At 63.9% G+C, this 25,686-nt stretch carries 23 protein-coding genes; 16 read left to right on the top strand and 7 right to left on the bottom strand.

Annotated elements, in window-relative coordinates; genetic code table 11:
* The 6 genes from secY (at position 1) to rplQ (ending at position 4,766) form a co-directional block, all read left to right on the top strand.
* Positions 1-1,365: a preprotein translocase subunit SecY gene (gene secY / locus PVV74_RS06040; protein WP_103762159.1), complete on the top strand. Its 1,365-nt coding sequence runs from the start codon at positions 1-3 to the stop codon at positions 1,363-1,365.
* Positions 1,362-2,006, top strand: coding sequence for an adenylate kinase (locus PVV74_RS06035; protein WP_274592588.1), 645 nt, complete (start codon positions 1,362-1,364; stop codon positions 2,004-2,006). The genes secY and PVV74_RS06035 overlap by 4 nt, the downstream gene beginning before the upstream one ends.
* A gap of 261 nt (positions 2,007-2,267) precedes the next feature.
* Entirely contained in the window at positions 2,268-2,636 is a 369-nt protein-coding gene (gene rpsM / locus PVV74_RS06030) for a 30S ribosomal protein S13 (protein ID WP_103762161.1), read from the top strand.
* A gap of 15 nt (positions 2,637-2,651) precedes the next feature.
* Positions 2,652-3,041: a 30S ribosomal protein S11 gene (gene rpsK, locus PVV74_RS06025; RefSeq protein WP_007817184.1), complete on the top strand. Its 390-nt coding sequence runs from the start codon at positions 2,652-2,654 to the stop codon at positions 3,039-3,041.
* A 117-nt stretch (positions 3,042-3,158) separates the two neighbouring features.
* Complete coding sequence (locus PVV74_RS06020; protein ID WP_057795023.1) at positions 3,159-4,175, top strand: DNA-directed RNA polymerase subunit alpha; 1,017 nt, start codon at positions 3,159-3,161, stop codon at positions 4,173-4,175.
* A 168-nt stretch (positions 4,176-4,343) separates the two neighbouring features.
* The gene (gene rplQ / locus PVV74_RS06015; protein WP_103762162.1) at positions 4,344-4,766 is read left to right on the top strand and encodes a 50S ribosomal protein L17; all 423 of its coding nucleotides are present in this window, start codon (positions 4,344-4,346) and stop codon (positions 4,764-4,766) included.
* A 77-nt stretch (positions 4,767-4,843) separates the two neighbouring features.
* Here rplQ and PVV74_RS06010 read toward each other — a convergent pair whose 3' ends face one another.
* The gene (locus PVV74_RS06010; RefSeq protein WP_103762163.1) at positions 4,844-5,299 is read right to left on the bottom strand and encodes a host attachment family protein; all 456 of its coding nucleotides are present in this window, start codon (positions 5,297-5,299) and stop codon (positions 4,844-4,846) included.
* Positions 5,292-5,537: a hypothetical protein gene (locus PVV74_RS06005; RefSeq protein WP_274592587.1), complete on the bottom strand. Its 246-nt coding sequence runs from the start codon at positions 5,535-5,537 to the stop codon at positions 5,292-5,294. Before PVV74_RS06005 ends, PVV74_RS06010 begins: the two co-directional genes overlap by 8 nt.
* 177 nt (positions 5,538-5,714) lie before the next feature.
* Here PVV74_RS06005 and PVV74_RS06000 point away from each other — a divergent pair, with 177 nt between their 5' ends.
* The 6 genes from PVV74_RS06000 to PVV74_RS05975 all read left to right on the top strand — a co-directional run bounded on the left by PVV74_RS06000 (position 5,715) and on the right by PVV74_RS05975 (position 14,464).
* Positions 5,715-7,100, top strand: coding sequence for a trypsin-like peptidase domain-containing protein (locus PVV74_RS06000; protein ID WP_274592586.1), 1,386 nt, complete (start codon positions 5,715-5,717; stop codon positions 7,098-7,100).
* 2 nt (positions 7,101-7,102) lie between these two features.
* Complete coding sequence (locus tag PVV74_RS05995) at positions 7,103-8,446, top strand: replication-associated recombination protein A (protein WP_274592585.1); 1,344 nt, start codon at positions 7,103-7,105, stop codon at positions 8,444-8,446.
* A gap of 301 nt (positions 8,447-8,747) precedes the next feature.
* A complete protein-coding gene (locus PVV74_RS05990) occupies positions 8,748-10,361 on the top strand; it encodes an ABC transporter substrate-binding protein (protein ID WP_103762167.1) in 1,614 nt (537 codons plus the stop codon).
* Between the two features lie 194 nt (positions 10,362-10,555).
* The gene (locus tag PVV74_RS05985; RefSeq protein ID WP_103762168.1) at positions 10,556-11,512 is read left to right on the top strand and encodes an ABC transporter permease; all 957 of its coding nucleotides are present in this window, start codon (positions 10,556-10,558) and stop codon (positions 11,510-11,512) included.
* A 12-nt stretch (positions 11,513-11,524) separates the two neighbouring features.
* The gene (locus PVV74_RS05980) at positions 11,525-12,757 is read left to right on the top strand and encodes an ABC transporter permease (protein WP_274592584.1); all 1,233 of its coding nucleotides are present in this window, start codon (positions 11,525-11,527) and stop codon (positions 12,755-12,757) included.
* Between the two features lie 6 nt (positions 12,758-12,763).
* Positions 12,764-14,464, top strand: a complete 1,701-nt coding sequence (locus PVV74_RS05975) for an ABC transporter ATP-binding protein (protein WP_103762170.1) — start codon at positions 12,764-12,766, stop codon at positions 14,462-14,464.
* A gap of 72 nt (positions 14,465-14,536) precedes the next feature.
* Here PVV74_RS05975 and PVV74_RS05970 read toward each other — a convergent pair whose 3' ends face one another.
* The 3 genes from PVV74_RS05970 to carB form a co-directional block, all read right to left on the bottom strand.
* Complete coding sequence (locus PVV74_RS05970; protein ID WP_261391616.1) at positions 14,537-14,659, bottom strand: hypothetical protein; 123 nt, start codon at positions 14,657-14,659, stop codon at positions 14,537-14,539.
* 108 nt (positions 14,660-14,767) lie between these two features.
* Positions 14,768-14,890, bottom strand: coding sequence for a hypothetical protein (locus PVV74_RS05965; protein WP_274592583.1), 123 nt, complete (start codon positions 14,888-14,890; stop codon positions 14,768-14,770).
* A 220-nt stretch (positions 14,891-15,110) separates the two neighbouring features.
* Positions 15,111-18,407: a carbamoyl-phosphate synthase large subunit gene (gene carB, locus PVV74_RS05960; RefSeq protein ID WP_103762171.1), complete on the bottom strand. Its 3,297-nt coding sequence runs from the start codon at positions 18,405-18,407 to the stop codon at positions 15,111-15,113.
* 152 nt (positions 18,408-18,559) lie between these two features.
* Between carB and PVV74_RS05955 the strand changes: the two genes are divergently transcribed.
* Positions 18,560-19,684 (top strand): aminodeoxychorismate synthase component I, encoded by a 1,125-nt coding sequence (locus tag PVV74_RS05955; protein WP_274592582.1) that lies wholly within the window; start codon positions 18,560-18,562, stop codon positions 19,682-19,684.
* Entirely contained in the window at positions 19,639-20,277 is a 639-nt protein-coding gene (locus PVV74_RS05950; protein WP_274592581.1) for an aminotransferase class IV family protein, read from the top strand. Before PVV74_RS05955 ends, PVV74_RS05950 begins: the two co-directional genes overlap by 46 nt.
* Before the next feature lie 3 nt (positions 20,278-20,280).
* Here PVV74_RS05950 and PVV74_RS05945 read toward each other — a convergent pair whose 3' ends face one another.
* Positions 20,281-21,513, bottom strand: coding sequence for an SAM-dependent methyltransferase (locus tag PVV74_RS05945; protein ID WP_274592580.1), 1,233 nt, complete (start codon positions 21,511-21,513; stop codon positions 20,281-20,283).
* 265 nt (positions 21,514-21,778) lie between these two features.
* Here PVV74_RS05945 and aspS point away from each other — a divergent pair, with 265 nt between their 5' ends.
* Complete coding sequence (gene aspS, locus PVV74_RS05940) at positions 21,779-23,557, top strand: aspartate--tRNA ligase (RefSeq protein ID WP_274592579.1); 1,779 nt, start codon at positions 21,779-21,781, stop codon at positions 23,555-23,557.
* Between the two features lie 88 nt (positions 23,558-23,645).
* On the opposite strand, the gene PVV74_RS05935 is transcribed toward aspS, so the two are convergent.
* Entirely contained in the window at positions 23,646-24,122 is a 477-nt protein-coding gene (locus tag PVV74_RS05935; protein ID WP_103762175.1) for a hemerythrin domain-containing protein, read from the bottom strand.
* 168 nt (positions 24,123-24,290) lie between these two features.
* Between PVV74_RS05935 and PVV74_RS05930 the strand changes: the two genes are divergently transcribed.
* On the top strand, positions 24,291-25,673 hold the full coding sequence (locus tag PVV74_RS05930; RefSeq protein WP_103762176.1) for a DUF1800 domain-containing protein: 1,383 nt from the start codon (positions 24,291-24,293) through the stop codon (positions 25,671-25,673).
* The last annotated feature ends 13 nt before the right edge of the window (positions 25,674-25,686 follow it).

Genomic DNA, 25,686 nt, shown 5'->3' with positions numbered 1-25,686 from the left:
ATGGTATCTGCAGCAGAACAAATGGCGGCGAACACGAGCTGGTCCGCCCTGGGCAAGGCCACCGAGCTTCGCAAGCGCATCTTCTTCACCATCGGCCTGCTTATCGTCTACCGGATCGGGACCTATATCCCGGTGCCGGGCATCGACGGGGCAGAGCTGCGCAACTTCATGGAAGGCGCGGCATCGTCGATCGGCGGGATGCTGTCGATGTTCACCGGCGGGGCGCTGGGACGGATGGGTGTCTTCGCGCTGGGGATCATGCCCTATATCTCGGCCTCGATCATCGTGCAGCTGATGACGGCCATGGTGCCGGCATTGGAGCAGCTGAAGAAAGAGGGCGAGCAGGGGCGCAAGAAGATCAACCAGTACACGCGCTATGGCACGGTGTTCCTGGCCACGTTGCAATCCTATGGTCTGGCCGCGTCGTTGCAGGCGGGGGATCTGGCCTCGAACCCCGGGTTCTTCTTTATCGCAAGCTGCATGATCACGCTGGTCGGGGGCACGATGTTCCTGATGTGGCTGGGTGAGCAGATCACCGCGCGGGGCGTGGGTAACGGCATTTCGCTGATCATCTTCGTGGGCATCATCGCCGAAGTGCCCGCCGCGCTGGCGCAGTTCTTTGCCAGTGGCCGGTCGGGCGCGATCAGCCCGGCGGTGATCATCGGGGTGATCGTGATGGTCGTGGCGACGATCGCCTTCGTGGTGTTCATGGAGCGCAGTTTGCGCAAGATCCACATCCAGTATCCGCGCCGCCAGGTGGGCATGAAGGTCTACGACGGCGGGTCGAGCCACCTGCCGGTCAAGGTGAACCCGGCGGGCGTGATCCCGGCGATCTTTGCCTCGTCGCTGCTGCTGTTGCCGGCCACGGTCAGCACCTTTTCGGGCAGCGATACCGGCCCGTTCATGTCGACCCTGCTGGCCTATTTCGGGCCCGGGCAGCCGCTCTATCTGGTGTTCTTCACGGTGATGATCGTGTTCTTCGCCTATTTCTATACCTACAACGTGGCGTTCAAGCCCGATGACGTGGCCGACAACCTGAAGAACCAGAACGGCTTTGTTCCCGGCATCCGCCCCGGCAAGAAGACGGCGGAATACCTGGAATACGTGGTGACGCGCATCCTGGTACTGGGCTCGGCTTACCTTGCGGCAGTTTGTCTCCTCCCGGAAATCCTGCGTGGACAGTTTTCCATACCTTTCTATTTTGGCGGCACCTCGGTCCTCATCGTGGTATCGGTGACCATGGACACGATCCAGCAGGTCCAGTCGCATCTTCTGGCGCACCAGTACGAGGGCCTGATCGAAAAGTCGCAGTTGAGCGGCAAGGGCCGTAAACGGTCGCGCAGAAAAGGGACAGGACGTCGATGAATATCATACTTCTCGGACCGCCGGGGGCCGGTAAAGGCACGCAAGCACACATCCTGGTCGAGGAGCGGGGCATGACCCAGCTTTCGACGGGCGACATGCTGCGCGAGGCCAAGGACAGCGGCACCGAGATGGGCAAGGTCGTGGCCGACGTGATGGCGCGTGGCGAGCTTGTGACGGACGAAATCGTGATCGGTCTCATTCGCGAGAAGATCAACGGCGAGAATGGCGGGGGCTTCATCTTTGACGGGTTTCCCCGGACGCTGGCACAGGCCGACGCGCTGGCGGAACTGCTGGCCGAGACAGGCCAGACCCTCGATGCGGTCGTGGAGATGCGGGTGGATGACGAGGCGCTGGTGCAGCGCATCACGGCACGCTCGACCTGTGGCGGGTGCGGCGCGGTCTATAACGACATCACCAAGCCGTGGCCCGCGGATGGCAAATGTGCCAATTGCGGCTCGACGGACGTGAAGCGCCGGGCGGACGACAACGAGGACAGCCTCAAGCAGCGGCTGATGGAGTACTACAAGAAGACCTCGCCGCTGATCGGGTATTACTATGCCAAGGGCGATCTGGAGACGATCGACGGGCTGGGCGAGATCGACGAGGTCAAGGCCCGCATCGCGGGCGCGTTGGAAGGCTGAACGCCGCCTGTGCGCCCGTGCCGAATGGCCTTTAAACCTTGAGGTTTTGCCGATATGCACAATTCTCTTGACAGAGGGTTGACGCCTCGGGCGATTGCTTCTAGACGACACCATCTCTGACGAGAACATGATTCCCGCGCGGGTCGCGCCCGCCTAAGAATCGATCACCTGAATTCAGCTGCGGCCCGGAGCAATCGCCTCGGGCCTACGTTGTGAAAAAAGGGTCTGGAGCTACGGACCCGCAACGAAAGGACATGACACGTGGCACGTATCGCCGGCGTTAACATCCCGACCCACAAACGGGTCCCGATCGCCCTGACCTACATCACCGGAATCGGCCAATCCTCGGCCAAGGCCATCTGCGAGGCCGTCAATATCGACCTGACCCGCCGGGTCAACGAGCTGAGCGACACCGAAGTGGTCGCCATGCGCGAGCATATCGACGCCAACTACATGGTCGAAGGCGACCTGCGCCGCGAAGTGCAGATGAACGTCAAGCGCCTGATGGATCTTGGTTGCTATCGCGGCCTGCGCCACCGCCGGAACCTGCCGGTTCGCGGACAGCGCACCCATACCAACGCACGCACGCGCAAAGGCCCCGCGAAGGCCATTGCCGGCAAGAAGAAGTAAGGGAGGGCTGACAGAATGGCACGAGATACCCGCCGGACCAAGAAGAAGGTCTCCAAGAACATTGCCACGGGCGTGGCGCATGTGAACAGCTCGTTCAACAACACCAAGATCCTGATCTCGGACGTGCAGGGCAACGCGATCGCGTGGTCCTCGGCCGGCACGATGGGCTTCAAGGGGTCGCGCAAGTCGACGCCCTATGCCGCCCAGATGGCCGCCGAAGATGCCGGCCGCAAGGCGCAGGAACATGGCATGAAGACGCTGGAAGTCGAAGTGCAGGGGCCCGGGTCGGGTCGCGAAAGCGCGCTGCGCGCCCTGGCTGCCGTCGGCTTCAACATCACGTCGATCCGCGACGTGACGCCGATTGCCCACAATGGTTGCCGCCCGCCGAAGCGTCGTCGGGTCTGAGACCGATTTTCTGGGTGGGGCCGCGTGAATTTTCACGGCCCCATTCCGTTATTTTGAAACCTCGAGCGTCTCGGAGGCCTATGGACATGGGGCCGGGGACAAGGATGGAGGGACCGCATGATCCATAAGAACTGGGCAGAATTGATCAAGCCGACGCAGCTTGAGGTGAAGCCGGGCAACGACCCGCTGCGCCAGGCGACCGTCGTGGCCGAACCGCTGGAGCGTGGCTTTGGCCTGACGATGGGCAACGCGCTGCGCCGCGTGCTGCTGTCGAGCCTTCAGGGTGCGGCGATTACCAGCGTGCAGATCGACAACGTGCTGCACGAGTTTTCCAGCATTGCCGGTGTCCGTGAAGACGTGACAGATGTGGTGCTGAACCTCAAGGGTGTCGCGATCCGCATGGAAGTCGAAGGGCCCAAGCGCCTGTCGATCTCGGCCAAGGGGCCGGGCGTTGTGACCGCGGGTGACATTGCCGACAGCGCGGGCATCGAGATCCTGAACAAGGAACATGTGATCTGCCACCTCGACGAGGGCGCGGACCTGTTCATGGAACTGACGGTGAACCAGGGCAAGGGCTATGTCGCCGCCGACAAGAACAAGCCGGAAGACGCGCCGATTGGCCTGATTGCCATCGACGCGATCTATTCGCCGGTGGTGAAGGTCAGCTATGACGTGCAGCCCACGCGCGAAGGCCAGGTCCTGGACTATGACAAGCTGACGATGAAGCTGACGACCGATGGCTCGCTGACGCCGGAAGACGCCGTGGCCTTTGCCGCGCGTATCCTGCAGGATCAGCTGTCGATCTTCGTGAACTTCGAAGAGCCGGAATCGGCGCAGCGCCAGGACGACGACGACGGCCTGGAGTTCAACCCGCTGCTGCTGAAGAAAGTGGACGAGCTGGAACTGTCGGTGCGGTCGGCGAACTGCCTGAAGAACGACAACATCGTCTATATCGGCGACCTCATCCAGAAGACCGAAGCCGAGATGCTGCGCACGCCGAACTTTGGCCGCAAGTCGCTGAACGAGATCAAGGAAGTGCTGTCGGGCATGGGCCTGCACCTTGGCATGGATGTCGAGGACTGGCCGCCGGACAACATCGAGGACCTGGCGAAGAAGTTCGAGGACCAGTTTTAAGAAGGTGGGGTGAAACCCCACCCTACGGGTTGCCCGCCCTAGGGCGGACAACTTTCGGGTGACGCGCCACTTTCCAAGCGACGCTTACCCCAAGGAGAGCCGGTGACACGCATCGCCGGCCGGACAAAGCAAAACCGCCCGTAGAGGGCAACAAACGGAGTAAGAAACATGCGTCACGCACGAGGCTATCGCCGCCTGAACCGCACCCACGAGCACCGCAAGGCGCTGTGGGCGAACATGGCCGGCTCGCTGATTGAACACGAACAGATCAAGACCACCCTGCCGAAAGCCAAGGAGCTGAAGCGGGTCGTCGAGAAGCTGGTCACGCTGGGCAAGCGCGGGGACGTCCACGCCCGCCGCCAGGCCGCCGCCCAACTGAAGCAGGACATGCATGTCGCCAAGCTGTTCGACGTGCTGGGCCCGCGCTACAAGGAGCGCCAGGGCGGGTACGTCCGCGTTTTGAAGGCGGGTTTCCGTTACGGTGACATGGCGCCGATGGCTATCATCGAATTCGTCGAGCGCGACCGCGACGCCAAGGGGGCCGCCGACAAGGCCCGCGTCGCCACCGAGGACATGGGCGGCGAGGCGTAAGCCCCGTTCATCTCGTCTGGAAACAGAAACGCCGCCGGAAATATCCGGCGGCGTTTTTCGTTCCGGGGCGCGGGCGATCAGGCGCCTTCGAGCTCTTTCTTGACCAGCTTTTCGATCTCGTCGACGGGATGCCCCGCGAGGTTCTTGGGGATCTCGCTGACCACTTTCGCCGTGACCTCCTTGTGCATGTCGTCGCGCAGGTGGCCCAGCACCTTGGGCGCGGCGACGAGGATCAGGCGGTCGTATTCACCCTTGTGCGCGGCCTGGTAGAGCAGATCGGACAGGTCGGCGGCGAAGCGTTCCTTTTGCAGCTCGTGCCAGTCGGTGTCGTCCATCGCGGACAACTGCCCGACCCCGGTGTCCTGCATCCGGCCGGGGCGGTTGGCCGATTGCTCGATATCCGAGGGATTTTCCTGCTCCTCGGTATCCATGACCTCGAGGTTGGGATCCTGGTGGTCGGTGAGGTTGCGCAGGAAAAGCGCCTTTTCGCTGTCGGTCACAACGACCCAGGTCCCTTGCTTGAGTTCAGTCATCGCGTTTCTCCTTGCCGGTGCCGTGGTGGCCGCCGAGATTGCCTTCGCCCTTTTCGTCTTCCTTGGTGACGCGGGTTGCGCCGGCGTTGTCATTGGTCGCGCGTTTGAGCGAGTCGCGCGTGCCGACCTTGCGTTCCAGATTGCCGTCGGCGCGGCCTTGCTGGTCGGGGGTGGGGACGTCTTCGACGAACTCTTCGGTTTCGCTTTTGCCGTCCTTGGATCTGTATCTCTCTGCCATGGTGGTACCTCCTGTCAGGAAAACGCCTTGTGGGGCGGGGGGTTCCATCGGGCGGTGCGGGTGTCGGGGGCGGGAGCGAGGGGCCAGCCCCTCGCGCACCCCGGAGTATTTCGGGAACGATGAAGGGCGGGGCGTGGGTGCTTGCATCAAAGGCGCTGGGGGCGCATATCACGGGACATGGTGAGATGGATATATGCCCTTGTTCTGTCCGTGACGCTGGCGGTGCCGGCGGGGGCGGAGATGCGCGTGCCCGAGAGCCAGGGCGAGATCAGCATGGGCTTTGTGCCCGTGGTCAAGGCGGCCGCGCCGGCGGTGGTGAACATCTATGCGCGGCGGGTGGTGAACACGCGGTCGAGCCCGTTCCGGGGCGATCCGTTCTTCGAGGAATTCTTTCGCGATTTCGGCGGGCCAAGGCAGCGGGTGGAAAACTCGCTGGGGTCGGGGGTGATCCTGAGCGCGGACGGGATCGTGGTGTCGAATTACCACGTGGTGGGGATGGCGACGGACATTCGCGTGGTGCTGAACGACCGGCGGGAATTCGAGGCGCGGGTGCTGCTCTCGGACGAGGAAAGCGACCTGGCGATCCTGAAGCTGGAGGGCACGGCGGACATGCCGGCGCTGGAGTTGCGCGACAGTGACACGGTCGAGGTGGGTGAACTGGTGCTGGCGATCGGCAACCCCTTTGGCGTGGGCCAGACGGTGACCAGCGGGATCGTGTCGGGGCTGGCGCGATCAGGCGCGGCCACCGGCAATGCGCGGGGGTATTTCATCCAGACCGACGCGCCGATCAACCCCGGCAATTCGGGTGGGGCGCTGGTGGATATTCGTGGCCGGCTGGTGGGGATCAACACGCGGATCCTGAGCCGGTCGGGCGGGTCGAACGGGATCGGCTTTGCCATCCCTGCCGCGCTGGTGGCGCAATTCGTGGCGCAGGCAGAGGCGGGAAACACCGCGTTCGAACGGCCCTGGGCCGGGATCAGCGGCCAGCCGGTGACGGCGGACATGGCCGAGGGGATGGGCCTGAATGTGCCGGGCGGCATCATCATTTCGCAGTTGCATCCCGCGAGCCCGTTTGCCGCGGCCGGGTTCCAGGCGGGCGATGTGATCACGGCAGTGGACGGGCAGGCGGTGAACGCGGCGCCGGAGATGATTTACCGAATGTCGGTGGCCGGGATCGGCGGCGAGACGCGGGTGACGCGCGTGCGGGACGGCGCTGCGGAGGATGTGGTCCTGCGGCTGGGGCCTGCACCGGAAGAGCCGCCACGGGAGGTGACGGAGACCGGGGCGCAAAGCGTCATCCCGGGGATGACGGTCGGCAACATCAACCCGGCCGTCATCGTAGAACTGGGCCTGCCACTGATGGCGGAGGGGGTCGTTGTGCTGGAGCCGGGGCGCGCGGGGCAGCGGGCCGGGCTGCGGCCGGGGGACATCCTGCGCGGGATCAATGGCGTGGATGTCGAGGCCCCCGGCATGGTCGAGCCGCTGCTGGAGGCGAGCGGACGGTGGCTGCGCCTGGACGTGCAGCGGGGCACGCAGCGCAGCACGCTGCGGTTCAGGCTGTAGCCATGGGGGATCTTTTCGATAGCGGCCCCGAAGCAAAACCGGAGGCTGGGGCCGACAAGGCGCATGACAGCGCACCGCGCCCGCTGGCGGACCGGCTGCGGCCCAAGGCGCTGGCCGAGGTGATCGGGCAGGAGAAGGTGATCGGGCCGGATGGGCCGCTGGGCGTGATGCTGGCCTCGGGCAGCCTTACGTCGCTGGTGTTCTGGGGTCCACCGGGGGTGGGCAAGACCACCATCGCGCGACTGCTGGCGGATGAGACGGACCTGCATTTCGTGCAGATCAGTGCGATTTTTTCCGGCGTGCCGGAGCTGCGCAAGGTGTTCGACGCGGCAAAGCACCGGCGGACGAACGGGCAGGGGACACTGTTGTTCGTGGACGAAATCCACCGCTTCAACAAGGCGCAGCAGGACGGGTTTCTGCCGCATATGGAGGATGGGACGATCCTGCTGGTGGGGGCCACCACGGAGAACCCGAGTTTCGAGCTGAACGCGGCCCTTCTGAGCCGGTCGCAGGTGCTGGTGTTGGAGCGGCTGACCCTGGCGGAACTGGAGCGGCTGGCGCAGCGGGCCGAGAAGGAGCTGGACCGGGCGCTGCCGCTGGACGGAGCTGCGCGGGAGTCGCTGTTGGAGATGGCGGACGGGGATGGGCGCGCGCTGCTAAATCTGATCGAGCAGGTGGCGGCGTGGAAGACCGACACCAAGCTGGACACCAATGCCCTGACCGCGCGGCTGATGAAGCGGGCGGCGCAGTACGACAAGTCCGGCGACGCGCATTACAACCTGATTTCGGCGCTGCACAAATCGGTGCGCGGGTCGGACCCGGATGCCGCCCTCTACTGGTTTGCGCGGATGCTGGACGGGGGAGAGGACCCGCGATACCTGGCGCGGCGGATCACGCGGATGGCGGTAGAAGATATTGGCCTCGCCGATCCGCAGGCTCAGGCGGTTTGCCTGCAATCGTGGGAGACCTACGAGCGGCTGGGCAGCCCGGAAGGCGAGTTGGCGCTGGCGCAGGCGGTGACGTACCTGGCGCTGGCGCCGAAGTCGAACGCGGCCTACGTGGCCTACAAGGCGGCAATGCGCGCCGCCAAGAAAACCGGTAGCGAGCCGCCGCCCAAGCATATCCTGAATGCGCCCACCTCGCTGATGAAGGAGCAGGGCTACGGGTCGGGCTATGCCTATGACCACGATGCCGAGGACGCGTTTTCGGGGCAGAATTACTTTCCCGACACGATGGAACGGCCCGAGCTGTACAAGCCGGTCGAGCGCGGGTTCGAGCGGGAGCTGGGCAAGCGGGTGGCCTATTTCGCCAGGCTGCGGGCACGCAAGGATGGCGATCGAGACTAGACGATTCCCACGCGGGGATTGTTGCTGGTGCGCGGATATGTCGTTTTTTGAACAGTCGGTGATTGTCCCTTGCCGGGGCGTGAAAACGCCTTGATTGCAAGCGGTTCAACAGTGCTGGCTAGTGTTTTGAACGTGCGAAAAAAAATTGTGATGCGTCATATGAAGGCTGGAAGCGACATTTTTTTCGTGTTTTGGTAACATCATGTCGTAAATGAGCCGCCCGTTCAGGGGAAACGACGCAAAGCTGCTTCGAAGGGCCGCGAAAGATGGCCTGGGAACAGAATAGTCATAGGGAGACGTCATGACTGATATCAAGGATCAAATTCTGCTGGATCGACTGGCAGACGCGGCCCGCGAAGGGAAGATCTCGCGCCGGTCGTTCATGCACTACGCCGCCGCGGCGGGCCTGACGACCACGGCCGCGACCGGTTTGTGGACCGGCGCCGCTAAGGCACAGCCGGCAAAGGGCGGTACGTTCCGCCTCGGGATGCACGATGGCAATACGTCGGATTCGCATGATCCCGGCACCTACGTCACCTTCTCGATGATCCAGGTGGCGCATACCTACCGGTCCTACCTGACGCTGATCGAGCCCGATGGCTCGCTCGGGCCGGACGTGGCCAGCGAATGGAGCGCGAGCCCGGACGCGAAGGAATGGACCTTCAAGATCAACGAGAACGCGACGTTCCACAGCGGCAACAAGGTGACCGCGAAGGACGTCATCGCGTCGATGAACCACCACCGGGGCGACGACACGACATCGGCCGCGAAAGCGCTGTTGTCGGACGTGCAGGACATCACGGACAACGGCGACAACTCGGTGACCTTCGTGCTGGGCACCGGCAACGCCGACCTGCCGTGGCTGATGACCGACTATCACCTGGCGATCGTTCCGGCCAACGAGGACGGCACGGCAAACTGGCAGTCGGGTGACGGCTGTGGCCCCTACAAAATGGAAGAGGCCGAGTTCGGCGTGCGCTACAGCCTGACCCGCCACGAGGGTTGGCACTTGGAAGGCGCGTATTTCGACGACCTGCAGCTGATCGTCCTGAACGACCCGAACGCGCGCCAGACGGCGCTGGTGACGGGCGATGTGGACGCGGTGACGCAGCTGGAGTTGAAGACGCTGGCGCTGCTGCAGCGCGACCCCAACATCGAAATCGACGACGTGCCGTCGGCGGCGGCCATCACCATGCCGATGCTGTGCGACACGGCACCGTTCGACAATGTGGACGTGCGCAACGCGCTGAAGCTGTCGATGAACCGGGACGAGCTGATCGAGAAGATCACCTTCGGCGCGGCCACCAAGGCGAACGATTTCCACCATTCGCCGGCGATGCCGTACTTCCCGGAAGGCATCGAGCAGCGTGAATATGATCCCGACCAGGCGAAATCGCTGCTGAAGAAAGCCGGCGCCGAGGACCTGACGGTGAACCTGAGCGTGGCCGACTCGGTCTTCTCGGGCGCGGTGGACATGTGTGTTCTTTACGCCGAGCACGCCAAGGCCGCTGGCATCACCATCAACGTCAACCGCGAGCCGAACGACGGCTACTATTCCGACGTGTGGCTGAAAAAGCCGTGGTGCGCGGTGCAGTGGGGCGCACGCCCGACGCCGGACGTGATGTACTCGCTGGCTTACAAGGACGACGCGGCCTGGAACGAGAGCCGGTGGCAGAACGAGCGGTTCAACGAACTGCTGCTGCAAGCCAAGGCCGAGCTGGATGACGAACTGCGTGCCGAGATGTACCGCGAGATGGCGATCCTGGCGAAGGACGATGGCGGTACCGTCATCCCGTTCTTCCCGAACTTCGTCTACGCGCGTCGCAAGAACGTGCAGCATGGTGAGAACCTTGCACCCAGCTGGCAGATGGACGGCGCGCGCGCCTGCAGCCGCTGGTGGTTCGCAGACGTATAAGAGGTTTTGCCCCGGCACCAAGGTGCCGGGGCAAACTTTTGGAGGGGGCGGGACACCGCCCCGTCCGGGCCGACGGGACGGCCGACAAAGCGCAGCAATAGCGCATGGGGCACGTCACACCGTCATAACAAAATAAGCTGTGCGGATGCGGCCCATGGACGGGCAAGGCGGACGCCCAACAGCAGGAGGGACATATGGGAGACATCTTAACGCTTGTCGGCAAGCGTCTTGGTCTCGGATTGATCATCCTTTTGGTGATCTCGTTGATTATTTTCTTCATGGTCGAGCTGCTTCCCGGGGACATCGCGCAGGCGGTGCTGGGACAGTCGGCGACGCCGGAGAACCTTGCGGCGCTGCGCAGGGAAATGGGCCTCGACCAGCCCGCGATCGTCAGATATCTCGAGTGGCTCGGCCAGGCCGTCACCCTGGATTTCGGCAGCTCTATCGTGACCGACGCTCGAGTGACCGAGATCATCGGCGAGCGGTTCATGAACACGCTGTTCCTGGCGGCCTACGCGGCCGTGATCGCGGTGCCGGTGTCGATCATCCTCGGGGTGATCGTGGCGCTGTTGCGCAACTCGATCTTCGACCGGGTGGCCAACGTGGTCTCATTGTCGTTCATCTCGTCGCCGGAATTCTTCCTGGGCTACATCCTGATCCTGTATTTCGCGGTGAAGTGGGGCATGTTCCCGGCCATCGCGAGCCTGAGCGAGGGGATGAGTTTCCTCGATCTGCTGGAGCGCACCTTCCTGCCGGCGCTGACGCTGGTGCTGGTGGTCATGGCGCACATGATGCGGATGACCCGCGCGGCGATCATCAACCTGCTGGCCAGCCCCTATATCGAGATGGCGCGCCTGAAGGGCGCACCGCCCTGGAGGGTGATCGTGAAACACGCGCTGCCCAACGCCTGGGCGCCGATCATCAACGTGGTCGCGCTGAACCTTGCCTACCTGATCACCGGCGTGGTGCTGGTGGAAGTGGTGTTCGTCTATCCGGGCATCGGCCAGGCGCTGGTGGACGCGGTTTCCAAACGCGACTTCCCGGTAGTGCAGGCCTGCTGCCTGATCTTCGCGGCGACCTTCATTCTTCTCAACCTTGCAGCCGACGTTGGTGCGATCCTCACCAACCCGCGCCTGCGGCACCCGAAATAACGAGGGCGGACCATGGTATTTGTAATCCTCTACTTCGCCCTGTTGCTTCTGCTGTCATGCGGGGCGGCTTATTACAACCAACGCTCGGCTTTCCTGTTGCTGTTCTCGCTGACGCTGGTGTCGCTGATCCTTGCGATCATCGGGGGCATTCCGGCGCTGCGCTTCGTGGCGATTGCCGCGGGACTGCTGCTGGGGGCGGGCATGATGTCCTATGCGTTCCGCGAGTTCCTGACGGCGCTGGCGAGCGACGAGATGGCCAAGGAGTTGCGCACCGCGCCGCTGACCGCGGCCTTCGGCATGTTCGTGATCTTCGTCGTGGCGATCATGGGCATCTTCGCCCCGGCCATCGCGCCGCATGGCGAGGCCGAGATCATCAGCCAGGCCTTCGCGCCGCCGGACAACAACATGCTGCTTGGCGCCGACCAGCTGGGCCGGGACATGTTCAGCCGCATCATCTATGGTGCGCGGAACACCGTGGCGCTGGCGCTGTGCGGCACGGTGCTTGCGTTCATCCTGGGCGCGATGGCGGGCCTGTTGGCGGCCACGAAAGGTGGATTCTTTGACGGCACGATGGGCCGGATCGCGGACGTGATCATGTCGATCCCGTCGCTGATCTTTGCCCTGCTGATGCTGTCGATCTTCGGCGGGTCGCTGGCCGCGCCTTCGACCAGCTTCTGGCTGCTGTTCGGATTTGCCGTGGTCGTGGGGGCGCTGTTCCTCATGGCGGCGGCGTATTCGGCGCTCAGCTGGGTGGTCGGCGCCGCGATTGTCGCCGGTGTCGCCTTTGCCTTTGCGCTGGCGGGCACGTCGCTGTTCGACGCCTCCGAGATCATCCTGATCCTGGTGGTCGCGATCATCTACTCGCCGCGGGTCTTCCGCCTGACGCGGGCGGTCGCGGGCAACGTGGTGGTGATGGACTATATCGAGGCCGCCAAGCTGCGCGGCGAAAAGAACTGGTACCTGATCCGGCGGGAGATCCTGCCCAACTCGACCGCGCCGCTGGTGGCGGAGTTCGGGCTGGAATTCTGCTTCGTGTTCCTGCTGATCGCGGGGCTCAGTTTCCTTGGGCTTGGCATCCAGCCGCCTACGGCGGACTGGGGGTCGATGGTGCGGGAGAACGCGACGCTGATTTCATTCGGTGAGATCACGCCGCTTATTCCGGCCGCGTCCATCGCGCTTTTGACCGTGGCGGTCAATTTCGTGGTGGACTGGATGCTGCACCGGTCCTCGGGCTTGAAGGAGTAAAACGACATGGGCTTGAAAAAAACAGATGTCCTTCTGAAAATCCGGGACCTGAAGATCCAGGGCTACTCGGACGAAACCTGGGTCGACATCATCAAGGGTGTCGACCTGACCCTGCACCGCGGCGAGGTGATGGGCCTGATCGGGGAATCCGGCGCGGGCAAATCCACCATCGGCGCGGCCGCGATGGGCTATGCCCGGGACGGCACGCGGATCGTGGAGGGCTCGTCGATCGAATTCGACGGGATCGAGCTGACCACGTCGTCGGAGGCCGAGAAACGGGCGCTGCGCGGGTCGCGCATCGCTTATGTGGCGCAGTCGGCGGCGGCGTCTTTCAACCCGGCGCACAAGCTGATCGACCAGCACACCGAAGCCCCCGTGCAGTACCGCATCAAGAAGCGGCTGGAGGCGCAGGAGGACGCGATCGAGCTGTATGAACGATTGCGCCTGCCCAATCCGGGCGAGATCGGGTTTCGGTATCCGCATCAGGTGTCGGGGGGCCAGTTGCAGCGGGCGATGACGGCGATGGCCATGTCGTGCCGGCCTGACCTGATCATCTTTGACGAGCCGACGACGGCGCTGGACGTGACCACCCAGATCGAGGTGCTGGCGGCGATCCGCGATATCGTGGACCAGTTCAACACCGCGGCGATCTACATCACGCACGATCTGGCCGTGGTGGCGCAGATGGCCGACACGATCAAGGTGCTGCTGAAAGGCGAGGAGGTCGAGGAAGCGCCGACCGACCAGATGCTGGAAAATCCGCAGGAGGATTACACCAAGTCGCTCTGGGCCGTGCGCAGTTTCACCAGCCCGCAGAAGCATCGTCCTACGGATGGCACGCCGCCGCTGATTTCGGTCAAGAACGTGGATGCGTCCTATTCGAACGGGCCGAAGATCCTCGATGACGTGTCGTTCGACATCTACGAGGGGATGACGGTGGCCGTAGTGGGCGAATCCGGGTCGGGCAAGTCAACGACCGCGCGGGTGATCACCGGGCTGTTGCCGCCCAGCAAGGGCGAGGTGCTGTTCAAGGGCGAGCCGTTCCCGGCGAGTTACAAGGACCGCTCGAAGGACCAGCTGCGGCAGTGCCAGATGATCTACCAGATGGCCGATACCGCGCTGAACCCCAAGGTGCAGATCTCGGAGATCATCGGGCGGCCGGCGCAGTTCTATTCGGGTCTGAAAGGCACGGCGCTGAAGACGCGGGTGGACGAGCTGCTGGACCTGATCGAGCTGGAGCCGTCGAAATACTACAACCGGTATCCGCCCGAATTGTCTGGCGGTCAGAAACAGCGGATCGGGATCGCCCGGGCGCTGGCGGCAGAGCCGACGTTCATCGTCTGCGACGAGGTGACCTCGGCGCTGGACCAGCTGGTGGCGGAAGGGATTTTGCGGCTGCTGGACCGGCTGCAGAACGAGCTGAACCTGGCCTACATGTTCATCACGCACGACCTTGCCACGGTACGGTCCATCGCCGACGAGGTGGTGGTGATGCAGAACGGGCAGGTGGTGGAACAGGGGCCGAAGGACGACATGTTCACGCCACCGCACCACCCCTATACCGACCTGTTGCTGAGCTCGGTGCCGGAGATGGATCCGAACTGGCTGACGACGCTCTTGGAAGAGCGCGGCGTCGACAATATCGGCGACGCGGCCTCCGCCAAGATCGACCCGGACGACGACAAGGTCGAGGGCACGCAGGTCTGAGACTGTGTGTCAGGAACAAAAAACGGCGCCCTGATGGGGCGCCGTTTTCTTTTGTAACATTCGCTTGCGGGGTTAGCCGGTGATGGCCATGCCCGACAGGATCATCGCGCCGACGATCAGGGCATAGACGATCACGACGGCTTGCCACGTTGCGCTGTGCGCCTGCAATTCGCGGATCAGTTGGTCACGGTTCATGGCGGGTATCCTTTTCAGAGACGCCAAAGACGTTAAACGAGTCTTACGTTCAACGCCGAAGGGATTGGTCGAGATGTTCTGGTGTGGCGCGGGCGCCGGGGTGTCGGGTTAGCTGATGATGGCCGAGGCCGACAGGATCAGCGTACCGACGAGGATACCGTACACGAGAACCACCGACTGCCAGGTGGCACTATGCATACGAAGTTCCCGGTTCAATTCATCGCGGGTCATGATGGCCTCCTTTGGCTGGCGGTCGTTTCATAGCGAACGCTTTCGTGCGTCCGTACCATCCACCTAGTCAAAAATTATGACGGCGCAATCCTTATTCGTCTCGGATTCTATGAAAATTTTGCATAGCCGATCTGGCCGCAGGACATGGCTGCGGAGGTTCTGAAAAATTATAATAATTTCAGACCGTTGCGCGGGTAGGCTCCGCGCAAGGCATTTGCGGTCAGGCGGTGCCCTGTAGCGGCAATACCACAAGATCACCTTCCTGCCGGGCCTTCATGGCCAGTGCGGCGGCATGAGCGGCGGCGGCAGTCGTGTAATAGGGGATCTTGTCGTAAAGCGCAACCGAGCGAATCTCGCGGCTGTCTTCGACGGCTTGTATGCCCTCGGTTGTGTTCATGACAAGGCTGATCTGCCCATCCTTGAGCATGTCGACCACGTCGGGGCGGCCCTCGTAGACCTTGTTGACGACCTCGCAGGCGATGTCGTGGCCTTCGAGGAAGGCGGCGGTGCCGCGGGTGGCGACGATGGCGAAGCCCAGATCGACAAGGATCTGCGCGGTTTCCACCAGTTGGGGCGTCTTGTCATCGTCCTTGATCGAGAAGAAGACCTTGCCGCCTTCGGGGAATTCGACGCCGGCGCCCATCTGGGCCTTGAGGAAGGCGCGGGGGAAACTGACGTCCCAGCCCATGACCTCGCCCGTCGAGCGCATTTCGGGGCCGAGGATCGTGTCGACGCCGGGGAAGCGGGCGAAGGGCATCACCGCCTCCTTGACGGAGAACCACGGCATCGCGGGGTCGGCGAGCGTCATCTGGTCGGCCATGGGCAGGGTGCCCGGCTTGGTGTCCGACGGGTAGGCCCCGCGATGGGGGAAGGCCGAGAGCGGCTCGCCAGCCATGAGGCGTGCGGCGATGGAGGCGATGGCCGAGTCCGTGGCCTTGGCGACGAAGGGCACGGTGCGGCTGGCGCGGGGGTTCACCTCGATCAGGTAGATATCGTCGCCCTGGACGGCGAATTGCACGTTCATCAGACCGACCACGTTGAGGGCCTTGGCGAGCGCGCGGGTCTGGGCGTCGATCTCGTCGATGATGGGCCGGGGCAGGGTGTGGGGCGGAAGGCAGCAGGCGCTATCGCCGGAATGCACGCCGGCCTCTTCGATATGTTGCAGGATGCCGGCGACGTGGACGTTTTCACCGTCCGACAGCGCGTCGACATCGCATTCGATGGCGCCCGAGAGGTAGCCGTCGAGCAGTACGGGGCTGTCGCCCGAGACGATGACGGCCTCGTTGATGTAGCGTTCCAGCTGGCCCATGTCGCGGACGATTTCCATGGCGCGGCCGCCCAGCACGTAGGAAGGGCGGATGACCAGCGGGAAGCCGATTTCCTCGGCGATGGCAAGCGCCTCGGCGTCGGAATGGGCGATACCGTTCTTGGGCTGCTTGAGGTTTAGCTGGTTCACAAGCGCCTGGAACCGCTCGCGGTCCTCGGCCAAGTCGATGGCGTCGGGCGTGGTGCCGAGGATCGGGATGCCCTCGGCCTCGAGGTCGTTGGCCAGTTTCAGGGGCGTCTGACCGCCGAACTGGACGATGACGCCGTGCAGCGTGCCGTTGTCCTGCTCGACGCGCAGGATTTCCATGACGTGCTCGAAGGTGAGCGGTTCGAAATAGAGCCGGTCGGAGGTGTCGTAGTCGGTCGAGACGGTCTCGGGGTTGCAGTTGACCATGATCGTCTCGTAGCCCGCGTCGGTGAGCGCGAAACAGGCGTGACAGCAGCAATAGTCGAACTCGATCCCCTGGCCGATGCGGTTGGGACCGCCGCCGAGGATGACGACCTTCTTGCGGTCTGAGGGCCGTGCTTCGCATTCCACCTCGCCCATCATCGGGGCCTCGTAGGTGGAGTACATGTAGGGCGTCTGGGCCTCGAACTCGGCGGCGCAGGTGTCGATGCGCTTGAACACGGCGACGACGCCTTGCGCGTGGCGGGCGCGGCGCACGTCGGCCTCGGTAAAGCCCGTGAGCTTGGCGAGGCGGGCGTCGGTGAAGCCCATCATCTTGAGCCGGCGCAGGCCCTTTTCGTCGGTGGGCAGACCGTCCTGCCGCACGGCATCCTCGGCCTCGACGATTTCGCGGATGCGGGCGAGGAACCACGGGTCGAACTTGGTAGCGGCGAAGATCTCGTCATCGGTCAGACCGTGGCGCATGGCCTGGGCGATGGTGCGCATCCGGTCCGGGGTCTGCTGGCTGATCGCCTTGATGACGGCGGTTTTTTCCGGGGCTCCGTCGATTTCGATCTCGTCGAAGCCCGTCAGGCCGGATTCCATCGACGCCAGCGCCTTTTGCAGGGATTCGTGGATGGTGCGGCCGATGGCCATGGCCTCGCCCACGGATTTCATCGCGGTGGTCAGGTAGGGCTGCGAGCCGGGGAATTTCTCGAAGGCAAATTTCGGGATCTTGGTGACGACATAGTCGATGGTCGGCTCGAAGCTGGCGGGCGTGACCTTGGTGATGTCGTTGTCCAGCTCATCCAGCGTGTAGCCGACGGCGAGCTTGGCCGCGATCTTGGCGATGGGGAAACCGGTGGCCTTGGAAGCCAGCGCCGAGGAGCGGGACACGCGCGGGTTCATCTCGATCACGACCATGCGGCCGTCTTCGGGGTTGATGGCCCATTGCACGTTGGAGCCGCCGGTTTCGACCCCGATCTCGCGCAGGACGGCGATGGAGCCGTTGCGCATGATCTGGTATTCCTTGTCGGTCAGCGTGAGCGCGGGCGCGACGGTGATGGAATCGCCCGTGTGCACGCCCATCGGATCGACGTTTTCAATGGAGCAGACGATGATGGCGTTGTCGGCGCGGTCGCGGACGACCTCCATCTCGTATTCCTTCCAGCCCAGCAGCGACTCGTCGATCAGGATCTGGCTGACCGGAGAGGCGTCGAGGCCGGATTTGCAGTAATGCTCGTAATCCGCGCGGTTGTAGGCCACGCCGCCGCCGGTGCCGCCCAGCGTGTAGGCGGGGCGGATGATGGCGGGCAGGCCCACATGTTCGAGCGCCGCCATGCACTCTTCCATCGTTTCGGCGATGGTGGCCTTGGGGTTTTCAATACCCAGACGGTCCATCGCCTCGCGGAAGAGCTTGCGGTCCTCGGCCATTTCGATGGCTTCGCGGTTGGCGCCGATCAACTCGACGCCGAATTTTTCCAGCACGCCCATGTCGGCCACGGCGAGCGCGGTGTTGAGCCCGGTCTGGCCGCCCATCGTGGGCAGGAGCGCGTCGGGGCGTTCCTTTTCGATGATGCGGGCGACCACTTCGGGGGTGATGGGTTCGATATAGGTGGCGTCGGCCAGGCCCGGATCGGTCATGATCGTGGCGGGGTTGGAGTTGACGAGGATGACCCGGTAGCCTTCCTCGCGCAGGGCCTTGCAGGCCTGTGCGCCGGAATAGTCGAACTCGCAGGCCTGCCCGATGATGATGGGGCCGGCACCGATGATCATGATGGATTTGATATCGGTTCTTTTCGGCATGTGATCCCCCGGTGCGGCGCAAATTGTTGGCCTTATATTCATTACGCGGGACAGCGCAAGGGGCATCGGTGTTTGCACGCGATGCGACGTATTTCGCAGTGCACTCGGGGCCGCAATTGCATAGATAACCAGCCAAAGAGAGAGGACGTCTGGTGCGAATCCGTTTCGATCATGGCCCCGAGGGTAGCGAATGCGCGTTCGAGCGCCCGGTCGAGGTGATCTCGGCGTGGGAGGCGGAGGACGTGTCCGTGGCATTGGAGGCGATGGACTCGGCGCGGGACGCGGGCCTGTGGCTGGCGGGATTCGCCAGCTACGAGCTGGGCTATGCGCTGGAGCCGAAGCTGGCACCGCTGATGCCGGGGCGGCGGCGCGTGCCGCTGGTGCAGTTCGGCGTGTATGAGCGACCGGGGGCGGCGGCGCCGTTGCCGGAGCCTGCCGGGCGGCTGGACCATTTCGTACCGCTGTGGTCGGAAGCGCGGTACAAGCAGGCGTTCGACGCGGTGCACGCGCATATCTGCGCGGGCGACTTTTACCAGGCGAACCTGACATTCGCCTGCATGATGGAGGCGGTGGGCGCGCCGGGTGAGATTTACGCCGCGCTGGCCGCTGTGCAGCCGGTGCGGTTCGGCGCGCTGATCGAAGCCGAGGGGCTGCCCGCGATCCTGTCACGTTCGCCCGAGCTGTTTTTCCGCACCGATGGGGCGGGCGGGATCGAGACCAAACCGATGAAAGGCACCCAGCCGCGCAGCGACGATGCGGACGAGGATGCGCGGCGTTGCCGGTTCCTGATGGAAGATGAAAAGAACCGGGCCGAGAACCTGATGATCGTGGACCTGTTGCGCAACGACTTGGGCCGGATCTGCGAGATTGGCAGCGTGAATGTGCCGGAACTGTTCACGGTGGAAAGCCTGACGACGGTGCACCAGATGACCTCGCTGATTCGGGGGCGGATGCTGGAAGGGACGACACTGTCGGGGGTATTCCGGGCGCTGTTTCCCTGCGGGTCCATCACCGGGGCGCCCAAGATGCGGGCCATGGAGATTCTGGCGGGGCTGGAGGACGGCGCGCGCAATGTCTATTGCGGCACCATCGGCTGGGCCGCGCCGGACGGGCGGTCGGAGTTCAACGTGGCGATCCGCAGTTTGCTTGTGGAGCACGGACGTGCGACGCTGAACGTGGGTGGCGGCGTGGTCTATGACAGCACCGCCGCGTCGGAATACGAGGAAGCCCTATGGAAAGCCCGCTTCGCCCGCCGGCTGATCACGGATTTCGCCTGATCGAGACCGGGTTGTGGACGCCCGGCGAAGGTCTGCGGCTGGCCGATTTTCATCTGGAGCGGCTGCGGACGAGCGCGGCAAGGCTGGGCATCGAGATCGAGGCGTTGGATGCGGCGCTTGCGGCGGTCGAGGCGGACCGGCCACGGCGGATGCGCCTGACGGTGGATGCGGGCGGGCAGGTGGAAATCACGCTGCATGATTTCACGCCCGAACCCGAGGGCCGCGCCTGGCGGCTGGCGGTATCCGAGACGCGGTTGATCGCGACCGATCCGTGGCTGACGGTCAAGAGCACTGAGCGTCACCTGTATGACCGGACGCGGGCCGATTTGCCCGAGGGGGTGGAGGAGGTGATCTTTCTCAACTCCGATGGCGCGGTTTGCGAGGGAACGATCACCAATATTTTTGTCGACCGTGGAGACGGATTTGAGACGCCATCGCTGAGTTCGGGCGTACTGCCCGGTGTGCTGCGCGCAAGCCTGATCGCGGAGGGCCGCGCGCGGGAGGCGGTGCTGACGCCGGACGACCTTGCCGGGGCGCGGTCGCTTTACGTGGGCAACGCGCTGCGCGGGTTGATCCCGGCGCGGCTGGTCTGAGGTCTATTCTGCGGCGTGGCGCAGCTCTTTGGCGGCGTCTTCGCTGTAGAGATAGTCGCGCGTGAGCGGCACGGCGTCCTGCTGGCGCGAGAGCTGGAACTGGAACACCACCTGGCTGTTGTGGCGGAACGTGGCCTCGCACGCGATGAGGTAGTAGCGCCACATGCGGCAGAACCGATCGTCATAAAGCTCGCGGACGCGGTCGATATTGGCCATGAAACGGTCGTACCAGTGGCGCAGGGTCTCGGCGTAATGCAGGCGCCAGACCTCGATATCGCAGGTGTGCAACGCGTTCACCTCGATGGCGCGGGTCGCCTCGGAGAGGGACGGGCAATAACCGCCGGGGAAAATGTATTTCAGGATCCACGGGTTGGTCGCGCCGGGCTCGTCGGTTTGGCCGATGGTGTGGATGAGGGCGACGCCATCCTCGGCCAGAAGGTCGTGCACGGTGCGGAAATACTCGCGGTAATGCGGCACGCCGACATGTTCGAACATGCCGACCGACACGATGCGGTCGAAGGTGCCGGTGACGGAGCGATAATCCATCAGGTGGAATTTCACCTTGTCGGACAGGCCCGCCTCTGCGGCGCGGCGGCTGGCCAGCGCGTGCTGTTCCTTGGACAGGGTCACGCCCACCACCTCTGCGCCGTAGTCGCGGGCGAGGGTGAGGGCCATGCCGCCCCAGCCGCAACCGATATCCAGTACGCGCATCCCCGGCTTCAGCAGAAGCTTGTCCGCGATGTGACGTTTCTTGGCCGCCTGCGCCTGTTCCAACGTCATGTCGGGGCGGGCGAAATAGGCGCAGGAATATTGCCGGTCTTCGTCCAGGAAGAGGTCGTAAAGTTCGCCCGAGAGGTCATAGTGATGGGCCACGTTGGCGCGTGCCCGCTTGGCGGGGTTGAATTGATTGATGTAACGACTGAGCTGTCGGTAGATGTCGAGCGGGCGGTGGAACCACGGCTTGCCCTGGGCCGCCATGTTGGACACGGCGAGCGTTAGAAAGCTGCGCAGGTCGTCGTCGACTATGGTCAGCGTGCCGTCCATGTAAGCCTCGCCCACGGCCAGTTCGGGGGCCATGATGATCTTGCGTGGCAGCGCCGGATCGTGGAGCGTGATCGCAGCGGAGGGCGTGCCACCGTTCCCGTAACGGCGCGTGGTGCCGTCGGGGTAGGTCAGGCTGAAATCACCCTTCCGGAACAGATGTGTCACGAACACATCGAGAATCTTGGTCCACATGGCTCACCCCATTCTTGTCGCGCGCGTCAAGGCGCGCCTGCTGGTGTGAAACCTGCCGGTGCCGCGGTTTTCCCGCGTATTTTCCGCTCGATAGCCGGAATCTTTGCGCAAAATTAACTTTCTGTAAATGTTTTAAGACGGGCCTCGGTTCCGCGCAGGCGGGAAATAGCCTTGCAGGCCTTGACTTTGCCGGCCCGCCAAGGTGTATCGGCGCGAACCGAATTGCACGCGAAATGGGCAGTTTCAGCCGCCCGGAGAGGACTTCATGCACGCATATCGCAGCCATACCTGCGCCGAGCTGACGAAATCGAATGTCGGGGACACGGTCCGCCTGTCGGGCTGGGTGCACCGGATCCGCGACCATGGCGGGGTGCTGTTCATCGATCTGCGCGATCATTACGGCATGACGCAGGTGCTGTGCGATCCTGACAGCGCGGTGTTCTCCGAGGTCGAAAAGCTTCGCAGCGAGTGGTGCATCCGCATCGACGGCGAGGTGAAGGCGCGGGATGAAAGCCTGGTGAACCCCAAGATCACGACGGGCGAGATCGAGGTTTTCATCCGCGACATGGAAGTACTGGGCGGGGCCGGGGAACTGCCGCTGATCGTTTTCGGCGACCAGGAATACCCCGAGGAAACGCGGCTGCGTTATCGGTACCTCGATCTGCGCCGCGAGGCGATGCAGGAGAACATGAAGCTGCGCTCGGACGTGGTGGCCAGCATCCGCAAGCGCATGTGGGATATCGATTTCCGCGAGTACCAGACGCCGATCATCACCGCGTCCTCGCCAGAAGGCGCACGCGACTTCCTGGTGCCCTCGCGCCTGCACCCGGGCAAGTTCTATGCGCTGCCGCAGGCGCCGCAGCAGTTCAAGCAGCTGATCATGGTCAGTGGCTTTGACAAGTATTTCCAGATCGCGCCGTGCTTTCGTGACGAGGACCCGCGCGCCGACCGCTCGCCCACGGATTTCTACCAGCTGGACATGGAGATGTCGTTCGTCGAGCAACAGGACGTGTTCGACACGATCCAGCCGGTGATCAAGGGCCTGTTCGAAGAGTTCGGGGGCGGTCGCGCGGTTGACCAGCAATGGCCGCAGATTTCCTATCGCGATGCGGCGCTTTGGTATGGCACCGACAAGCCGGACCTGCGCAACCCGATCAAGATGCAGGACGTGAGCGAACATTTCCGCGGCTCGGGTTTTGCCATTTTCGCCAAGCTCCTGGAGCAGGACGGCACGGAAATTCGCGCCATTCCCGCGCCCTCGGGTGGCAGCCGGAAATTCTGTGACCGGATGAATGCCTTTGCCCAGAAAGAGGGCCTGCCGGGGATGGGCTATATCTTCTGGCGGGACCAGGGCGACGGGATGGAAGCCGCCGGGCCGCTGGCCAAGAATATCGGGCCGGAACGGACGGAAGCCATTCGCGAGCAGCTGGGGCTGGGCGTGGGCGATGCCGCGTTCTTCCTCGGCGGGAAACCGGCCGCGTTCGAGCGCGTGGCGGGCAAGGCGCGCGTGACCATCGGCGAGGAGCTGGGGCTGACGGACGAGAACCGCTTTGCCTTTGCCTGGATCGTGGATTTCCCGATGTACGAGGCCGACGAGGAATCGGGCGAGATCGACTTTTCGCACAACCCGTTCTCGATGCCGCAGGGCGGGATCGAGGCGCTGGAGGGCGACCCTCTGGAGGTGCTGGGGTATCAGTACGACCTGAGCTGCAACGGTTACGAGCTGGTGTCGGGGGCGATCCGGAACCACAAGCTGGAGACGATGATCAAGGCGTTCGAGCTGGCGGGCTATGACGAGGCGGAAGTGCGCAAGCGGTTCGGCGGCATGGTCAACGCGTTCCAGTATGGTGCGCCGCCGCACGGGGGCTGCGCCGCGGGGATCGACCGGATCGTGATGCTGCTGGCGGATGAGCAGAATATTCGCGAGGTCATCATGTTCCCGATGAACCAACGGGCCGAGGACCTGATGATGAACGCGCCGTCAGAGCCGACCAGCGACCAGTTGATGGAGTTGGGGCTGCGGGTGATCCCGCAGGAGGATTAAGCAGGCGCGGGGTGGGTTTTCACCCACCCTACGGGCGTGGTGAAAGGTCCCGGATCAAGTCCGGGACGGTGAATCGGCGCTTGCCGCCTCAGTCTTCCAGGCTGTCCTCGCGCTTGTCGTCGATCAGTTTGCGTTCCTTCGACTTGCGGTCTTCGAACCGCTGGCCATAGCCTTCGATCTCGTCTTCGGGGATCACTTCCTGGGCGCGGGCGAAGACCTCGTCCTCTTCCTCGTCCATGTGGTGTTCGTAATCGTGCTTCAGCGTCTTGAAGCGGTTGAGCCAGCCCGGTGACGCCATGTCGGTTTCGTTCAACTCTTCCATGATGTCGTCGAGTTGCTGGTGCTCGTGAACCGAGTGGCGGGCGGCGTCCTGGCCCCAGGTCTTGGAAATGAGCTTGGAGTAGAACGTCTCTTCCTCGGCCGCCGCATGGGATTTCACGTCTTCGTAGAATTCGGACCACGCGGACTTGCGGTCGTCGCTGTCGCCGGAGGTGTCTTCGATCCGGTTCAGCAGGTCGCGGTGATTGTCGTGATCGGCGCGGATGGCGTCGTAGATGCTGGGCATGGCGGGACCTTTCGGTTGGCTGTCTGCCGGCAACGCGCCGGGGGTGGCGGCGGTTCCGTGGGGTGCCGGCCCCGATTGTCGGGCGCATGGAAATCGTAAGGCAAGGCGTGTGAAATTCGGTAGGATGCGCCCATATGTGACGCATGACCGACCGTCGAGAGCTTGACAATGACCTTTGATCCCCCGCGTGCCGCGCGCCGTTTCGGGTGCGGCCTGTCGCCGGACATTCCCGCCCCTACGGACGCCGCCACAATGCTGGAGGCCGTGTCGGGGCCCGATGCGGCGGCACAGCGGTTTCCGGTCGATGGGTTCGACGTGGCGCGTGATCTCGATCTTGCGATCCATGAGCTGAGTCGCGCGGTGCGCAGCGCCGAAACCGACGCCGCGCGCGAGGAGGCCGCCGCGCGGCGCGGCAAACTGGGCCGGGAGTTTCGCGACACGCACATGGGCTGGTTTCGCCATACGCTGTTGCGGCGGGCGCTGACCGAGGACGGCTTTCGCGAGCGGCTGGCCTTTTTCTGGGGCGATCATTTCACCGCGCATTCCAAGGGCGGGCCGCTGCGCTATGCCCATGCCTGTTTTGTCGAGGACGCGGTTCGCCCCAACCTGGCGGGGCGGTTCGCCGACATGCTGATCGCGGCGGTGACACATCCTTTGATGCTGCTCTACCTCGACCAGGTGCGCTCGGCCGGGCCGAACAGCATTGCGGCCCAGCGGCACGGCGGGCAGGTCGGGCTGAACGAGAACCTTGCGAGGGAACTGATGGAGTTGCACACGCTGGGCGTGGGCGGGTCCTATGGGCAGGGGGATGTGCGCGACCTTGCGGCGCTTTTGACAGGGTTGTCCTATCGCAGGTCGGACGGGTTTGCCTTTCGTGCGCGCATCGCGGAGCCGGGCGTCCTGCCGTTCATGGGGCGCGCTTACGGAGGCGATACGCCGACGCTGGACCGCGTGGTGCAGGTGTTGGAGGACCTGGCCGCGCATCCTGACACGGCGGAACATATCGCCCGGAAGCTGGCGGTGCATTTTACCGGCGATACGCCCGATCCGGACATGGTACGCCGGATGCGGGATGCCTACCTGCAAAATGGCGGGCAGCTTGTGGCGGTCTATGCGGCGATGCTGGACCACCCTGCCGCGTGGCATGACGCGGCGGGCAACGTGAAGCAGCCGATCGACTTTGTCGGGTCGAGCCTGCGGGCGCTGGGGATCGCTCCGCGGCACCTGTCGGACGTGCCCCGCTTGTTGCGGCGCGATATGATGAACCCGATGACCTTGATGGGCCAGACTTGGGGCATGCCGCCCGGTCCGGATGGCTGGCCCGAGGCGGATAGCGCGTGGATCACGCCGCAGCGCATGGCCGCGCGGCTGCAATGGGGTATGACCGTGCCGTTTCGCGTGATGCGGTTGTTGCCGGACCCGAGAGAGTTCGTCGAGGTCGCGCTGGGCCCGGATGCGCCGGAGCCGGTGCGCTTTGCCGCGAAGGCGGCGGAAACACGCGCCGAGGGCGTGGGGCTGGTGCTGGCCTCGCCCGCGTTTCAGAGAATGTAGGACAGGAGACCCG

Source organism: Roseovarius sp. SK2 (genome assembly GCF_028807495.1).
Taxonomy (GTDB): domain Bacteria; phylum Pseudomonadota; class Alphaproteobacteria; order Rhodobacterales; family Rhodobacteraceae; genus Roseovarius; species Roseovarius confluentis.
The sequence above is the reverse complement of the archived record's forward strand: the minus strand, read 5'-3'. Positions and strand labels throughout refer to the sequence as shown.

Excerpts from the sequence above, each read along its gene's own strand:
- secY (WP_103762159.1), top strand. The coding sequence starts at position 1 with ATGGTATCTGCAGCAGAACAAATGGCGGCGAACACGAGCTGGTCCGCC.
- PVV74_RS06035 (WP_274592588.1), top strand. The coding sequence starts at position 1,362 with ATGAATATCATACTTCTCGGACCGCCGGGGGCCGGTAAAGGCACGCAA.
- rpsK (WP_007817184.1), top strand. The coding sequence starts at position 2,652 with ATGGCACGAGATACCCGCCGGACCAAGAAGAAGGTCTCCAAGAACATT.
- PVV74_RS06020 (WP_057795023.1), top strand. The coding sequence starts at position 3,159 with ATGATCCATAAGAACTGGGCAGAATTGATCAAGCCGACGCAGCTTGAG.
- rplQ (WP_103762162.1), top strand. The coding sequence starts at position 4,344 with ATGCGTCACGCACGAGGCTATCGCCGCCTGAACCGCACCCACGAGCAC.
- PVV74_RS06010 (WP_103762163.1), bottom strand. The coding sequence starts at position 5,299 with ATGACTGAACTCAAGCAAGGGACCTGGGTCGTTGTGACCGACAGCGAA.
- PVV74_RS06005 (WP_274592587.1), bottom strand. The coding sequence starts at position 5,537 with ATGGCAGAGAGATACAGATCCAAGGACGGCAAAAGCGAAACCGAAGAG.
- PVV74_RS06000 (WP_274592586.1), top strand. The coding sequence starts at position 5,715 with ATGGTGAGATGGATATATGCCCTTGTTCTGTCCGTGACGCTGGCGGTG.
- PVV74_RS05995 (WP_274592585.1), top strand. The coding sequence starts at position 7,103 with ATGGGGGATCTTTTCGATAGCGGCCCCGAAGCAAAACCGGAGGCTGGG.
- PVV74_RS05990 (WP_103762167.1), top strand. The coding sequence starts at position 8,748 with ATGACTGATATCAAGGATCAAATTCTGCTGGATCGACTGGCAGACGCG.
- PVV74_RS05985 (WP_103762168.1), top strand. The coding sequence starts at position 10,556 with ATGGGAGACATCTTAACGCTTGTCGGCAAGCGTCTTGGTCTCGGATTG.
- PVV74_RS05980 (WP_274592584.1), top strand. The coding sequence starts at position 11,525 with ATGGTATTTGTAATCCTCTACTTCGCCCTGTTGCTTCTGCTGTCATGC.
- PVV74_RS05975 (WP_103762170.1), top strand. The coding sequence starts at position 12,764 with ATGGGCTTGAAAAAAACAGATGTCCTTCTGAAAATCCGGGACCTGAAG.
- PVV74_RS05970 (WP_261391616.1), bottom strand. The coding sequence starts at position 14,659 with ATGAACCGTGACCAACTGATCCGCGAATTGCAGGCGCACAGCGCAACG.
- PVV74_RS05965 (WP_274592583.1), bottom strand. The coding sequence starts at position 14,890 with ATGACCCGCGATGAATTGAACCGGGAACTTCGTATGCATAGTGCCACC.
- carB (WP_103762171.1), bottom strand. The coding sequence starts at position 18,407 with ATGCCGAAAAGAACCGATATCAAATCCATCATGATCATCGGTGCCGGC.
- PVV74_RS05950 (WP_274592581.1), top strand. The coding sequence starts at position 19,639 with ATGGAAAGCCCGCTTCGCCCGCCGGCTGATCACGGATTTCGCCTGATC.
- PVV74_RS05945 (WP_274592580.1), bottom strand. The coding sequence starts at position 21,513 with ATGTGGACCAAGATTCTCGATGTGTTCGTGACACATCTGTTCCGGAAG.
- aspS (WP_274592579.1), top strand. The coding sequence starts at position 21,779 with ATGCACGCATATCGCAGCCATACCTGCGCCGAGCTGACGAAATCGAAT.
- PVV74_RS05935 (WP_103762175.1), bottom strand. The coding sequence starts at position 24,122 with ATGCCCAGCATCTACGACGCCATCCGCGCCGATCACGACAATCACCGC.
- PVV74_RS05930 (WP_103762176.1), top strand. The coding sequence starts at position 24,291 with ATGACCTTTGATCCCCCGCGTGCCGCGCGCCGTTTCGGGTGCGGCCTG.